Source organism: Dokdonella sp., assembly GCF_044227025.1.
In the GTDB taxonomy this organism is placed as follows: Bacteria; Pseudomonadota; Gammaproteobacteria; order Xanthomonadales; family Rhodanobacteraceae; genus Dokdonella_A.
Genome location: NZ_JBGAFX010000001.1, coordinates 563,342 through 578,050, shown reverse-complemented (window position 1 = coordinate 578,050; position 14,709 = coordinate 563,342). Strand labels below are relative to the sequence as shown.

Here is a 14,709-nt window from a genome sequence, read left to right as displayed (position 1 = left end):
GGAATTGCAGGAGCAAATTCCGGCATAGGCCCGCGCGAAACCGAAGCTCCAACGAAGCAATGCCGATTTCCGCCGCTCGGCTCCCTCCGCGCACTTACTGCGGAGCAAATTCGGGCAAGGGCCCGCGCGAAACCGAAGCTGAAAAAACGAAGCAGCACTGGCCGCCAACGACTCCCTGCGTCCGCTAGCACCCCCACTCGCCACGCGCTCACGCGGCGCACGCGCTCCCCTCGCCGCGACCCGTCGCCCTCCCGCAACCCCCTGTCGCGCAAAGTGAAACAGTCCGCGAACGCGTCGCGAAGGCGGCGCGAATGCTGCGTGAGTCCGCGTCGCTGCGGAGCCGACTAGCTTCAGGGGAATGGGCGAACGGGAACCACCCGTCCTGCCTGAACCCCGGTGTCTCGTCCGGCAATCCGTAGTCCAGGAGTCCGCATGCGCATTTCCCCGCTCGTCACAGGCCTCGCAGCCGCCCTCGCCACCGTCGGCGGCGTTGCCCACGCCGCCAGCATGATCGAATTGCAGACGCCGAACGCGCAGGCGACGAAGTTTTCGCAGAACGGCGAATACCTCGTGGCTTCCGTGTTCGGCGCGGGCGGCCTGCGCTGGGACGCGGCGACCGGGACCGAGACGCTCATTGCGGGCATGGTCTACGTCAATGGCATCAACAATCTCGGCACCGTATCGGGCGCGCTGTCCAACGACGGCGGCTCCGCCAACGGCGGCCACGACCTGCCGGCGGTGTCGCCGATCGGCGCGGCGACCCCGACCGCGTTGCCGCTCCCGGTCAACATCGACAATGTCGACGTCTACGACCTCGCCGACGACGGCACCGCGGTCGGCCTCGCCTGGACCGACGACTTCAGCATCGCCAAGGCGTACTACTACTCGCCCGTCGATGGCGTTGTCGACCTGCCCGTCGACAACACGACGAGCGCGTCGCGCGGCAACGTGATCAGCGCGGATGGCCATGTCGTCGGTGGCTGGAGCGACGACCCGGTCACGGGCTTCCGCCGCGGCGTCGTGTGGAAGGATCGCGTCGCGACCTACGTAAGGGACAGCCAGGGCAACGACCTCGGCGAAACCGACGGGCTCAGCGGCAATGGCCAGTGGGCGGTCGGCAGCGGCTGGCGCATGAACGTGCAGACCGGCGACGTCCTCGCGATCCCGGACATGCCGTTCGCATTCGGCGTCAGCGACGACGGCCGCATGATCGTCGGTGCGAGCGGCTTCTTCGACAATCCGCCGCGCGCGCTGCTGATCTGGACCGAAAAAGGCGGTTCGCAGATCCTGACCGACTACCTCGCCGACCGCGGCATCGGGATCCCGAGCGACCTCACCCTGCCCCTCGCCGGCGGCCTGACCGCGGTATCCGGCGATGCGTCGAAGATCGCCGGCTGGACCTTCGGTTCGGGCGGCATGGTCAGCTTCGTCGTCGACGGCGCCAACTCGCCGGTCGATCACCTGTTCGCCGACGGCTTCGATCCGCCGCCGCCGCCGCCGGTGGTGACCGATGGCAGCTTCGAGGAGACCACCAGCGACTTCGGCCCGAACCCGCACTGGGACGCGCTCGACGGCAACCCGGGCTCGGGCGGCGGCACCGACTTCGCATCGGGCGGCGTGCCGACCCACGACGGCATCTACTCGGTCTGGTTCGGCGGCTGGGGCGGTGCCGACCAGGAAACGCAGACGCTCGCGCAGACCGTGACGATGCCGGCGAGCGGCCCGCGGTACCTCAACTACTGGCGCTTCGCGGCCGGCGTGCCGGACGTCGCCGGCACGCTCACCGTGTCCGTAGACGGCACCGCGGTCGAGACGACCGACCTTTCGGCGATCGCCGCTGACACCAATTACGTGCTGCATTCGATCGACATCAGCAGCTACGCCGACGGCGCACCGCATGCGATCCAGTTCCAGTACGACTATCCGGGCGGCGGCACGTTCGACGGCAACATCTTCATCGACGACGTCAGCATCGACGCAACGAACACGCCGGCGCACCGCGCGTTCGGCCGCCATCTTGAGAAGGCCGCAGCGGCGAAGCTGCGCAAGGCCGCGAAACGCTGACAGGCCCGCGGGAGGAGCGATCCGCTCGCGCCGATGCACGTGGAGGGGGCGGCCGTCAGGCCGCCCTTTCCATGCCTTCGGGCATCCGGCGGGCGGCGCCGCTACAATCGCGCCCCCATGCGCATCGGTTCCCACCTGATCGACCCGCCCGTCGTGCTCGCGCCGATGGCCGGCGTCACCGACAAGCCGTTCCGCCAGCTGTGCAAGCGGCAGGGCGCGGGCCTCGCCGTGTCCGAGATGACGACCGCCGATCCGCGCCTGTGGACCACGCGCAAGTCGCTCAAGCGCATGGACCACGTCGGCGAGCCGGATCCGGTCAGCGTGCAGATCGCCGGCTACGATCCGGCGATGCTCGCCGAGGCCGCACGCTACAACGTCGACCATGGCGCGCAACTGATCGACATCAACATGGGCTGCCCGGCGAAGAAGGTCTGCAACGTCTGGTCGGGCTCGGCGCTGCTGCAGGACGAACCGCTCGTCGCGCGCATCGTCGCAGCCGTCGTGAATGCGGTCGACGTGCCGGTCACGCTGAAGATCCGCACCGGCTGGAACCGCGACAACCGCAACGGACTCCGCATCGCGAAGATCGCCGAGGACGCCGGCATCGCCGCGCTCGCCGTGCACGGCCGCACGCGCGCCGATCTCTACGAAGGCGAGGCGGAGTACGCCACGATCGCAGCGATCAAGGCGGCGATCCGCATTCCGGTGTTCGCGAACGGCGACGTCGATTCACCCGCGAAGGCGAAATACGTGCTCGACGCGACCGGCGCCGACGCGGTCATGATCGGCCGCGCCGCGCAGGGCCGGCCGTGGATCTTCCGCGAGGTCGCGCACTACCTCGCCACCGGCGAGACACTCGCACCGCCGTCACCGGGCGAAGTCCGCGACATCCTGCTTGGCCATCTCGACGACCTGTACGCGTTCTACGGCGAGCTGCAGGGATTGCGCATCGCGCGCAAGCACCTCGGCTGGTACGCCAAGGACCGCCCCGAGAACGCCGCATTCCGCGCGGTCGCGAACCGCGCCGAAAGCACGGCCGAGCAACAGCGCCTCACGCGCGACTACTTCGATGCGCTCGAAGCCGACGCGGCACGCGAGTTCGCTGCTGCGGCTTGATCGGAAGAGGCTTGAAACAGGCGGCGCAGCGGGTTCGCGGCTTGCCGCTCCTCAATTGCCACGCAGCCACGGCAGCACGAACCAGACGGCCAGCGCGAGCGCGAGCGCAACGCGGGTGCCCTTGTAGGCGCGCGGGTACGCGCGCTTGAAGCGTTTGCGCTGCACGCCGACCACGTGCGCAAAGCCGTACAGGCGATTGACCAGGCCGACGTGGTCGCCGCCGATGTTCTGCGTCGCGGTCGCGCGGCCGAGCACGCGGCCGACGCCGCGGTTGAGCAGCTGCATGAATCGCGTGTGCAGCGGCCGCTCGACGTCGCAGAACAGGATCACGCGCGTCTGGTTCGTGCGGTTCTCGGCCCAGTGCACGTAGGTTTCATCGAACACGACATCCTTGCCATCGCGCCAGCTGTGTTCCTCGCCATCGACGAAGATGCGGCAGGTGTCGTCGTTCGGCGTGATCAGGCCGAGGTGGTAGCGCAGGGAACCGGCGAACGGGTCGCGATGCGGATTCAACTTCGCACCCGGCGGCAGCAACGCGAACATCGCCGCCTTGACCTCGGGGATCTTCGCCAGCAGCGCCACCGTCTTCGGGCACAGCGCGTGCGCCGACGGCAGCGGGTCGCCGTACCACTTCAGATAGAAGCGCTTCCAGCCTTCCTTGAAGAACGACGAGAAGCTCGCGTCGTTGTTCTTCTCGGCGGCACGAATATAGCCCTCGTCGAACAGGTGCGATGCCTCGTCGCGGATGACCTGCCAGCGATCCTTCAACGCATCGAGTTGCGGGAACGCGCGCCGATCCGGGAACGGTCGCGGCGAGACCGCCGAGAACGCGTACATCAGCACGTTGTAGGGCGCGAAGAAGCCGGAGTGGTCGAGCAGCTGGCGCTTGAACGGCAGCCGCACGCGCCCGCGCAGGTGCACGAACAGCACGCACGCGAGATAGACCAGCACGGCGATGATCAGGAACAGGCGCATGGATGCGATTCGGGGGCTTCCAGTTGAAGGGTGGACAGGATACGCCGCCACGTGGGGCGCGACATCGTTGATCGCAGGCAGCACCGTTGTGGCAGCGGAAGCCGCGATGCCGTTGAGGCCTGGAGGATCTCGGCTTCCGCCGCTCCTGCAGGAGACCGTTGCTGCGTGACGCTCAATCCTTTCCGACCAGCTTCGCGAGCTTGTCCGCCTTGAGCTGCGCCAGCGCGGAGACGATCGTGTCGATCGATTGCACGGGTTCGCCGACCGGCGCGCAGCGTGCCAGCAGGCCGCTGACCGCTGTCGCATCGTCGCCCGCGTCGACGAGCGCGGCGGCGAGCATTCCCGCATCCTTCGGCGCGTCGAACGCGCGGCTCTGCAGCAGCACGGCGCCGTCCGCGCCGGCGAGCTTGAAGTAGAACTTGCCGTCGGCCTCGCGGTAGCTCTTCAGCACCGGCAGCTTCGCGGCATGCAGGTCGACCGCTGCCTTGGTCGCCGCTGTGGCCACGTCGGCCGTGACGCCCTTCGCGCCCAGCGCGCGAATGCCGACCGCATGGCGCAGCCGCGCGAGCAGCGGCACGCTGCGCTCACGCGCCTTGCGCGCACCCGCGTGCAGCAGCTCCTCGATCCGTTCCGGCCTGGCAGCGAGCGCATCGTATCGTTCCCGCAGCGGCGCGAGTTCCGCATCGACCCGCTCGAACAATTTCTGCTTTGCATCACCCCAGGCGATGCCGTCGTCGAATGCCCGGCGCATCGCCGCGGCCTCCTCGGCGCTCGCGAATGCCTGGTAGATCGCGAACAGGTTCGAGCCGTCCGCATCCTTCGGCTCGCCCGGCGCACGCGAATCGGTGACGATGCCGAGGATCGCCTTCTTCAGGTCCTTCGCGGGCAGCCACAACGGGATCGTGTTGTCGTAGCTCTTCGACATCTTGCGGCCGTCGGTGCCCGGCAGGGTCGCGACGTTTTCCTCGATCTTCGCTGCGGGCAACGTGAAGTACTCGTTGCCGTACAGGTGATTGAAGCGCTGGCCGATGTCGCGCGCCATCTCGATGTGCTGGATCTGGTCGCGGCCGACCGGCACTTCGTGCGCATTGAAGATGAGGATGTCCGCGGCCATGAGCACCGGGTACATGTACAGGCCGGCGGTGATGCCCGCGTCGGCGTCCTCGCTGGCCGTCTCGTTCGCATCGACCGCGGCCTTGTACGCATGCGCGCGATTCAGCAAGCCCTTTGCGGTGACGCAGGTGAGGAACCAGGTGAGTTCCGGAATTTCGGGAATGTCCGACTGGCGGTAGAAGAACACCTTGTCCGGGTCGAGACCGCAGGCAAGCCAGCTCGCCGCGATCTCCAGCGTCGACTGCTGCACGCGCGCCGGATCGCCGGTCTTGATCAGCGCGTGGTAGTCGGCGAGGAAGTAGAACGACTCGGCATCGGCGCGCCGGCTTGCGGCGATCGCCGGACGGATCGCGCCGACGTAGTTGCCGAGGTGGGGCGTGCCGGAGGTGGTGATGCCGGTCAGGATGCGGCGCTTGTCGTGGCTCACGGGGCGGCGATGCGGCTGAAGGGGCCGACCAGTGTACGGGAACCTTCCGGACCCTGCGGCTCCGCGTTCGGCCGACCCCCAACCGGGGTTAACCCCGTACGGGCCACGCACGCGTTGCATGGATCTCAGACCACCCACGGAGAAGCGTCATGCGTACCCTGCTTTGCGCCGCACTGCTCGCTGCCGGCCTCGCCTCGACGGCCCATGCCGGTAACCTGCTCGACCTCGCAGTCATCGACCGCGATACCGGCCAGACCCTGCCGACCTATTCCGATGCGGGCCGGCTCTACGTCGCCGGCACGCCCGGCCATCGCTACTCCGTGCGCATGGTCAACCGCACCGGCGGTCGCGTGCTCGCCGTGCTCAGCGTCGACGGCGTCAATGCAGTGAGCGGACAGACCGCCGACACGAACCAGACCGGCTACGTGCTCGACGCGTGGGAATCGACCGAGATCGCCGGCTGGCGCAAGAGTCTCGACGAAATCGCGCAGTTCAACTTCACCGCGCTGCCGAACAGCTACGCCGCACGCACCGGGCGACCGCAGAATGTGGGCGTGATCGGCGTCGCCGTGTTCACCGAACGCATGCCGGCCTGGCGCGAACGCGAAGCCGTCGCCAAGGACGCGGCGCCGCCGGCGCCGCCGGTGGCGCAACCGTCGGCCGAGATGCAGCGTTCCGATAGCACTGTCGGCGCAGGTGCGCCGGCGAGTACCCAGGCTGCCGCGGCAGACGCGGCCAAACCCGCGCCGCGCGCGAAGGCGGAATCGTATGCGCGCAGCGAGGAACGCCTCGGCACCGGCCACGGCGCACGCGAGTACGCGCATGTCGACCAGACCACGTTCGAGCGCGCCTCGCGCCATCCGGCCGAAACGCTCGCGGTGTGGTACGACAGCTACGCGAACCTCGTCGCCCAGGGCATCATCGCGCGGCCGGTCGCGCGCAGCGAACCCCAGCCGTTCCCGAATGCCTTCGTGCCGGATCCGCCGCGCCGCTGAACACGGCGGGCACGTGCGGCAGGCGAGCCGTGCACCCGCCGGCATGGGCCATTCGTAATCCGCCCTGAGACCTACGCCTCAAGGCGGTACACGATCCGGCCCAAGCCTGCGATAAAGCCGCCTGCGCGACGTCCAAGGGGGGCGGCGCCACCCTCCGAGGATAGTTGCATGAAGACGACGATGATCGTTCCAGGCGCGCTTGCGTTCGCGATTGCCAATGCGTTGTTCGCACCCGTATCGGCGCACGCCGACCAGGCCACGTCGAGCGACGCGCAGAACCCGACAGAGTTGCCAAAGGTCAACGTGCGCGAGCATCGACCGCAGGACGATACGCGTCCGAAATTGCAGCACATCATGCGCGAAGTGGACGGCCCGCTGATCACCGTGACGAAGAAGACCTCGATCACCAAGACCGACAACATCCCGACGGTGATCGACAACTTCCGCAACCTGTTTGCGCAGACGCCGGGGCTGTTCTATTCCGAGCAGCAGTCGCCGGGCCAGATGAACCTCAGCTACCGCGGCATCGGCAATCCGCAGGAATCGGAATTCGTAACGGTGATGCTCGACGGCATCCCGCTGATGTCCGACTGGATCGGCTACCCGACGATCTACACGATGCCGCTGCCGCAGCAGATCTCCGAGGTCCAGCTCATCCGCGGCGGCAGCTCGCTGCTGTACGGACCGGAGCCGCCGCCGGTCGTGAACATGATCAGCCGCAAGCCGGTCGCCGACCGCGAACTCGCCGGCTATACCGAAAACGTTGTCGGCAGCAACGGCCTGCTCACGACGTTCAACCAGATCTCCGGCACGTCCGGGTCGTGGGACTACCTGGTCGACGCGCACTACCGCAAGAGCGACGGCGAGCGCGACAACGGCGATTCGAAGATCCGCGGCGCCGACCTGCACATCGGTTACCACCCGGACGATGACGCGTCGTATGCGCTCGACCTCAAGGCTTGGAGTCTCAACACCGGCGATCCGGGCAAGCTCAACATCACGCAGTTCACGAGCGACCCGGAGACGGTTTCCACACCCTACAACCGGCTGTGGACCGACCGCTACGTGCTCGCGTTCACGCACGAGCGCCATTTCGATCCGGATACCGAACTCGTCGCGAAGGTGTGGGCCGGCTACCAGGACAATGCTGCGCGTTCGCAGGATCGCGGCAATGCGCCGACCACGGCGACGCTGCAGGACGACCAGTTCCGCTTCACCGGCGTCGATGCGCGCGTCGTGCACCACTGGAGCCGTGGCAACGCGTTCACGGTCGGCACCACGATCTACCACTCGGACGCGCCGTTCCGGCAGTGGACCGACGATACGCTGTTCCCGTCCCGCTACGACCGCCACGGCAATCCGTGCGCGAACCCGGCCGACAAGAACTGCGCGCGCCTGCGCCAGGATCGCTCGACCGATTACGCCGCGGTGTTCGCCGAAAACGTGTTCCGCTTTGCCGGCAACTGGCACTTCGTGCCGTCGGTACGCCTTGAGCGCGAGAACGTCGACATTGATGAAACCGTCAAACCGACGACGCTCACGCGCGACTACGTCCACCGCAGCGTTGACCACACCGTGCCACTGTTCGGACTCGGCCTCGGCAACGACTTCGGTCACGGCAACGAAACCTACTTCAACGTCTCGCAGGGCTGGCGCCCTGTGCGTTACTTCGATGTCGGCTCGCCGTTCGGCAATCTCGATCCAAGCGCGTTGAACGATCCCGATCCAACTCACGTGCTGTCATGGGAAGCGGGCGTGCACGGCACTCCGGTCGACGGCCTGTTCTACGATGCGAGCCTGTTCTGGGTGAACGTGAAAGACCGCATCGAGAGCCAGTCGGCCGGTCCAAACGCACCGGCGAACAACACGATCAACGTCAACACCGGCGACACGCGCCATCGCGGCTTCGAAGGGCAGATCGATTACGACTTCCTCGCGGCGCAGGACCCGCGCAGCACCCAGCACCTGTCGTTGTTCGCAAGCCTCGCCCTGCTCAACGCGGAGTTCACCTCGACGCACAATCCGGCGGTACACGTCGGCAACAAGCCGGCATTCTCGCCGAACTACCTTTTGCGTGCGGGCGTGTCGTGGCGCGAGGACAAGCACTACAAGCTCGCGCTGTCGGTGGTGTCGGTCGCGAGCCAGTACTGGCAGGACTCGAACCTGCCGGCGACCGCACCGAACAACGGGCCGATCATCATCCCCGCCAAGGTGCCCTCGTACACGGTCGCCGACTTCTCCGCCGACTGGTGGGTGCTGCCTCAGGTGCGCCTTCTCGGTGGCGTGTCGAACCTCACCGACCGCAAGTACTACGCGCGCGTGTTCGGCGGCGGCCTCGAACCGGCGATCGGCCGCACCATCTACGCGGGCGCTTCGTACGAGTTCTGATCGCCTCCCACGCGTAGCAGCCTGACGCGGCTGCCGTTCCCCAGGGACGGCAGCCGTTTTTTTTGATGTCCATGGATGGACGGAATGCCGGAATTGCAGGAGCAAATTCCAGCATGGCCGGGGCTGGACGGAATGCTGGTCCGCGGATGTTCCAGACATCCGCGAACACTGCGGGTCGAATTGCAGGAGCAAATTCCGGTGCGCGGCATATGCGCATGCCCGATCGTCATGCCCGACTAACACCTCGCTAACGAATTCGCTGCCAGACTGGTCCCCTCGACCTTCCACTGGGGAACCGTCATGCGAAGCTGGTCAATCTCTCTGCTCACCGCCGCGTTCGCGGCCGGCACCTTCGGCTTTGCGGGCGCTGCGCGCGCCGACGCCAGCCTGCTCAATGTCTCCTACGATCCTACGCGCGAGCTGTATCGTGACGTGAATGCGGCATTCGCCGCCGACTGGAAGCAGCGCACCGGCGAAAGCGTTTCGATCAAGCAATCGCACGGCGGCTCCGGCAAGCAGGCTCGCAGCGTGATCGATGGTCTCGAAGCGGATGTCGTCACGCTCGCGCTCGCGTTCGACATCGACGCGTTGCACGCGCATGGCGGGCTTGTTCCGGCCGACTGGCAGAAGCGCCTGCCGGACAACAGTTCGCCGTATACCTCGACGATCGTGTTCCTCGTGCGCAAGGGCAACCCGAAGCGCATCAAGGACTGGGACGACCTGGCCAAGCCCGGCATCGGCGTGATCACGCCGAACCCGAAGACCAGCGGCGGCGCGCGCTGGAACTATCTCGCCGCCTGGGGTTGGGCGGCGAAGCAATACGGCGGCGATGCCGGTGCGAAGGACTACATCGGCAAGCTGTTCCGGAACGTGCCGGTACTCGACACCGGTGCACGCGGCGCGACCACCACCTTCGTCGAACGTGGCCAGGGAGACGTGCTGCTCGCGTGGGAAAACGAGGCATTGCTCGCGCTCGCGGAAGGCGACGGCAAGGACAAGTTCGAAATCGTGCTGCCGAGCCTCAGCATCCTTGCCGAACCGCCGGTCGCGGTCGTCGACAAGGTCGTCGACAAACACGGCACGCGCAAGGTGGCCGAGGCCTACCTCCAGTTCCTCTACACGGCGCAGGGCCAGGAGATCGCCGCACGCAACGGCTACCGGCCGCGCGATGCCGCTGTCGCGGCGAAGTACGCGGCGAAGTTTCCACAGCTGTCGCTGCTCACCGTCGACGCGGCCTTCCGCGGTTGGCAGAATGCACAGGCGACGCATTTCGCCGACGGCGGCACGTTCGACCAGATCTACACGCCGGGCAGGTAGGTCCGGCGCGTATGCAGGAGGCATCCATGCGCCGAAGGCGCCGCCACGCGCTGCCCGGTTTCGGCCTCACCCTCGGGCTGTGCCTGGGCTATCTCGGCCTGATCGTGCTGCTGCCGCTGGCCGCGCTCGCGCTGAAGGCGGCCTCGCTCGGACCAGCGGAATTCTGGAGCGCGGTGACGACGCCACGCGCGCTCGCCTCGTATCGCGTCACGTTCGGCTGCGCGGCGCTGGCGGGCCTGATCAACCTGTTCTTCGGGCCGTTGCTCGCATGGGTGCTGGTGCGTTACCGCTTTCCGGGACGCCGACTCATCGATGCCCTCGTCGACCTGCCGTTCGCGCTGCCGACCGCGGTCGCCGGCATCACGCTCACCGCGTTGTATGCATCGACCGGTCCGCTGGGAAAGTGGCTTGAGGCGCACGGCTGGAAAGTCGCCTACACGCCGAGCGGAATCACCGTCGCGCTCGTGTTCGTCAGCCTGCCGTTCCTCGTGCGCAGCGTGCAGCCGGTGCTCGAACAACTGGAACCGGACATGGAGGAAGCCGCGGCGACGCTCGGTGCAGGCCGTCTCACGACCTTGTATCGCGTCGTGCTGCCGACGCTGTGGCCGGCGATCCTGTCCGGTTTCGCGCTCGCGTTCGCACGCGCGCTCGGCGAATACGGTTCGGTCATCTTCATCGCCGGCAACATGCCGATGGTGTCGGAGATCGCGCCACTGCTGATCACCGCCAAGCTCGACCAGTACGACTACGCGGGTGCGACCGCGATCGCGGTCGTGCTGCTGCTCGCTTCGTTCGCCACCTTGTTCGCGATCAACCTGCTGCAGCTGGTCAGCGTGCGGCGTCGCTCGGCATGAGTCCGTCACGCCAACCGTCGCGCGCGCTGCGCGACCCGCTCTGGCTGCGCTGGTCGCTGCTCGCGATCGCGCTCGCGTTCGTCGGCCTGTTCCTCGTGCTGCCGCTGCTCGCGGTGTTCGGCTACGCGTTCGAGAAAGGCGTCGACTTCTACATCGCGAGCCTCGTCGACGAGGACGCGCGCGCGGCGATCCGGCTGACCCTGCTCGTGACCGCGATCGTGTTGCCGGCGAACACCGTGTTCGGCATCGCCGCGGCCTGGCTCGTCACGCGCTTCTCGTTCCGCGGCCGCGGCCTGCTGCTGAGCCTGATCGACCTGCCGTTCGCGGTGTCACCGGTGATCGCGGGCCTGATCTACGTGCTGCTGTTCGGCGCGCAGGGCTGGCTCGCACCATGGCTTGCCGCGCATGACCTCAAGATCGTCTACGCCGTGCCGGGCATCGTGCTGGCGACGCTGTTCGTCACCTTCCCGTTCGTCGCGCGCGAGCTGATCCCGCTGATGCAGGCGCAAGGCAGCGAACAGGAACAAGCCGCAGTCACCCTCGGAGCCGGCGGCTTCGCGATGTTCTGGCGCGTGGTGCTGCCGAAGATCGGCTGGGGCCTCGCCTACGGCGTGATCCTGTGCAACGCGCGCGCGATCGGCGAGTTCGGCGCGGTGTCGGTCGTGTCCGGCCACATCCGCGGCCTCACCAACACGATGCCGCTGCACGTCGAGATCCTCTACAACGAATACCAGCGCACCGCCGCGTTCGCGGTCGCCTCGCTGCTCGCCCTGCTCGCGCTGGCGACCCTGCTGCTGAAACAATTCGTCGGCTGGCGCATGCGCCGCGCCGATCCGGAGCATGACGCCGTCGCATGAGCATCGAACTTTCCGGCATCCACTACCGCTACGCCAGCGCGCCCGCGCTGGATGGGATCGACCTCGCGATCGATTCGGGCGAGCTGCTCGCCCTGCTCGGCCCGTCCGGCTGCGGCAAGACCACCCTGCTGCGCACGATTGCCGGGCTCGAATTCCCCGATCGCGGCCGCGTGCTGTTCGAGCGCCGCGACGTGACCGGGCTCTCCGCGCGCAAGCGCCACGTCGGCTTCGTGTTCCAGCACTACGCACTGTTCAACCACCTGACGGTGTTCGAGAACGTCGCGTTCGGCCTGCGCGTGCGCGGCTGGTTCAAGCGACCGCGCCGCGAGGAGCTGCAGCGGCGCGTGCGCGAACTGCTCGAACTGGTGCAGCTCGGCGAGTTTGCGCAGCGCTATCCGGCGCAATTGTCGGGCGGCCAGCGCCAGCGCGTCGCACTCGCGCGCGCGCTCGTCGTCGAACCGCAGATCCTCCTGCTCGACGAGCCGTTCGGCGCGCTCGATGCGCGCGTGCGCAGCGACCTGCGCCGCTGGCTGCGCGGCCTGCACGACCGCATCCACGTGACCAGCGTGTTCGTCACCCACGACCAGGAGGAGGCATTCGAGCTCGCCGACCGCATTGCGGTGATGAACAAGGGACGCATCGAGCAGCTCGCCGATCCGGAAACGCTGTACACGCGCCCGGCGAGTCCGTCCGTGTGCCGCTTCCTCGGCGAAGTCAACGAATTGCCGGCCGCGCTGCATGCGCGCTGGACCGGCATCGACGACGACACCGTGACTGCATTCGTGCGTCCGCATGATCTCGAACTGCGCACCGGCGATGCGTCCGGCGCGGACGCACGCATTGACAGCGTGCGCGACCTCGGCGCGAGCGTGCGCGTCGAGGTGCGCCATCCGCGCCTCGCGCTGCCGGTGGTCGCGGTCTACGAACGCGCACGCTTCGCGCTCAGCGGCCTTGCCGTCGGCACCGCCGTTACGATCGTCGCGAACCGGCCGATGCTGTTCCGTGGAGAGGAGCCGGTAGCCGATCGCTGATGGCCGCAATCCGCGCCCTGCAGATGGCGAGCCTTCTGCGTTGCTCTTGCGCCTCGCCGGAACATGAGCCGGGCAAGTCGGGTCCAAGAAAAGAGGCAGCGGTGTCGGACCACCCGCCCCGTTCGCGCCGGGCGGAGCGGCCGAAAGCCGCGCAGTCGAAGCGCCGCTGCGCTCGCGCGCTTCACCGGTCTAGAATGCCCTCGGGACCGGCCATACGGAGCACACCGCCATGCGCAGACTCCTGCTGTTCGCGCTGTGCGTCGCCAGCGCTCAGGGATGGGCAGGCGACCACCTGCCGCTGCAGACGTTCCGCATCGACGAACTGGCGGCACTGCGCGTCGGCGCGCGCCTGGCCATCGACGGTTTCCCGGACGGCCACGGCAATCGCAGCCGCATCGAGTTCAGGCGCGTCGACATCTACGCGAAGGATGCGCGCATCGTCGCGGTCGGGCCGGACGGCGAGCACGAGCTGCCGCGCAGCCAGCGCATCGAACTGATCGGCTACGACGCGAGCGGCCAGACGCGCGCGCAGCTCGGTTTCGATCCGGGTTTCCGCAACGTCGCGGGGGCCGGCTCGTCCGTGTCGGGGGCATTCGCGATCACCGCCGAAGATGCTGCCGATGGCCATCGCCTCGTCGTCAGGACGGCGGAAGAAACGCTGCCGAACGGCATCACGCCGCAGGTAATCCCGAGCGAAGACGGCGTGCCGAGTGGACGACCGCTGCCGGACCCGCTCACCCTCGCGCTCGGCGGCCAGAGCGTCAACGGCGTGTTGCGCGCGGCAGTAGTCGCGGTCGACGTCGACAGGGAACTGCTGGTCGGCCGCTTCGGCGGCACCGGCGCCGGCAACCTCGCCGCCGCGACGACCTGGATCGCGAACCTGTTCGCGACCATGAACGTCATGTACGAACGCGATCTCAATGTCACCCTGCAACAGGGTACGACGAAATTCCGCACCGGCACGACGCCGTACACGATTTCGGCCAACGCGGCCGCGAGCAATGCCGACCTCAACAATTTCGGCACGTACTGGCAGAACAACGAGGCCGCGGTGGCGCGCGACTTCACGCTGCTGCTGTCCGGTCGCGAATCGTCGTCGCAGAATCCCGGTTTCTCCGCCTCCGGCATCGCCTGGGTGAATGCGTATTGCGTCACGCAGAGCAACGGCGGCAGCTACAGCGTCAACAAGGTGTTCACGAACTCCGGCGTCGGCGTCGACCTGTCTGCGCGCATCGTCGGCCACGAACTCGGCCACAACTTCGGCGCCGCGCACACGCATTGCACGAACGTGACGACCGGCGCCTACCCGACCGCGAGCAATACCATCGACGTCTGCTTCAGGGGCGAGGCCGGCTCCGGCTGCTATGGCGGCGCGGTCAGCTGCCCGGCCGGCGGCACCGGTACATTGATGAGCTATTGCAACACCGGCGGTGCGACGGGTGCGAACTGCGGCCAGAACCAGCTGGTGTTCCACCCGACCCAGATCACGACTGTATCGACACTGGTCGCCGCACACACCCCGGCGTGCCTGAGCACGTCCGACGTCATCTTCCGGAACGGCTTCGACTGACG

Annotated in this window: 11 protein-coding genes; 9 read left to right on the top strand and 2 right to left on the bottom strand. The window is 67.5% G+C overall.

Annotated features, from left to right (window positions below; genetic code table 11):
* Positions 1 to 432: 432 nt before the first annotated feature.
* A complete protein-coding gene (locus ACILRJ_RS02575) occupies positions 433 to 2,064 on the top strand; it encodes a hypothetical protein (RefSeq protein WP_395680066.1) in 1,632 nt (543 codons plus the stop codon).
* A gap of 117 nt (positions 2,065 to 2,181) precedes the next feature.
* On the top strand, positions 2,182 to 3,180 hold the full coding sequence (dusB, locus tag ACILRJ_RS02570; RefSeq protein ID WP_395680064.1) for a tRNA dihydrouridine synthase DusB: 999 nt from the start codon (positions 2,182 to 2,184) through the stop codon (positions 3,178 to 3,180).
* A 51-nt stretch (positions 3,181 to 3,231) separates the two neighbouring features.
* Here the strand turns inward: dusB and ACILRJ_RS02565 are convergent, their stop codons facing one another.
* Both ACILRJ_RS02565 and ACILRJ_RS02560 read right to left on the bottom strand, forming a co-directional pair.
* On the bottom strand, positions 3,232 to 4,155 hold the full coding sequence (locus ACILRJ_RS02565) for an aspartyl/asparaginyl beta-hydroxylase domain-containing protein (RefSeq protein WP_395680062.1): 924 nt from the start codon (positions 4,153 to 4,155) through the stop codon (positions 3,232 to 3,234).
* Between the two features lie 172 nt (positions 4,156 to 4,327).
* The gene (locus tag ACILRJ_RS02560; RefSeq protein WP_395680060.1) at positions 4,328 to 5,695 is read right to left on the bottom strand and encodes a tryptophan--tRNA ligase; all 1,368 of its coding nucleotides are present in this window, start codon (positions 5,693 to 5,695) and stop codon (positions 4,328 to 4,330) included.
* 149 nt (positions 5,696 to 5,844) lie between these two features.
* Here ACILRJ_RS02560 and ACILRJ_RS02555 point away from each other — a divergent pair, with 149 nt between their 5' ends.
* From ACILRJ_RS02555 to ACILRJ_RS02525, 7 genes are all read left to right on the top strand, one after another.
* On the top strand, positions 5,845 to 6,690 hold the full coding sequence (locus ACILRJ_RS02555) for a hypothetical protein (RefSeq protein WP_395680058.1): 846 nt from the start codon (positions 5,845 to 5,847) through the stop codon (positions 6,688 to 6,690).
* 168 nt (positions 6,691 to 6,858) lie between these two features.
* Positions 6,859 to 9,078 (top strand): TonB-dependent receptor family protein, encoded by a 2,220-nt coding sequence (locus tag ACILRJ_RS02550; RefSeq protein WP_395680056.1) that lies wholly within the window; start codon positions 6,859 to 6,861, stop codon positions 9,076 to 9,078.
* 300 nt (positions 9,079 to 9,378) lie between these two features.
* Positions 9,379 to 10,395 carry a sulfate ABC transporter substrate-binding protein gene (locus tag ACILRJ_RS02545; protein WP_395680054.1) on the top strand — a complete coding sequence of 339 codons (1,017 nt, stop codon included), beginning with the start codon at positions 9,379 to 9,381 and terminating at the stop codon, positions 10,393 to 10,395.
* 26 nt (positions 10,396 to 10,421) lie between these two features.
* A complete protein-coding gene (gene cysT, locus ACILRJ_RS02540) occupies positions 10,422 to 11,249 on the top strand; it encodes a sulfate ABC transporter permease subunit CysT (RefSeq protein WP_395680052.1) in 828 nt (275 codons plus the stop codon).
* Positions 11,246 to 12,106, top strand: a complete 861-nt coding sequence (gene cysW, locus ACILRJ_RS02535; protein WP_395680050.1) for a sulfate ABC transporter permease subunit CysW — start codon at positions 11,246 to 11,248, stop codon at positions 12,104 to 12,106. The genes cysT and cysW overlap by 4 nt, the downstream gene beginning before the upstream one ends.
* Entirely contained in the window at positions 12,103 to 13,137 is a 1,035-nt protein-coding gene (locus ACILRJ_RS02530) for a sulfate/molybdate ABC transporter ATP-binding protein (protein ID WP_395680048.1), read from the top strand. Before cysW ends, ACILRJ_RS02530 begins: the two co-directional genes overlap by 4 nt.
* Positions 13,138 to 13,366: 229 nt before the next feature.
* Positions 13,367 to 14,707, top strand: coding sequence for a M12 family metallo-peptidase (locus tag ACILRJ_RS02525; protein ID WP_395680046.1), 1,341 nt, complete (start codon positions 13,367 to 13,369; stop codon positions 14,705 to 14,707).
* The last annotated feature ends 2 nt before the right edge of the window (positions 14,708 to 14,709 follow it).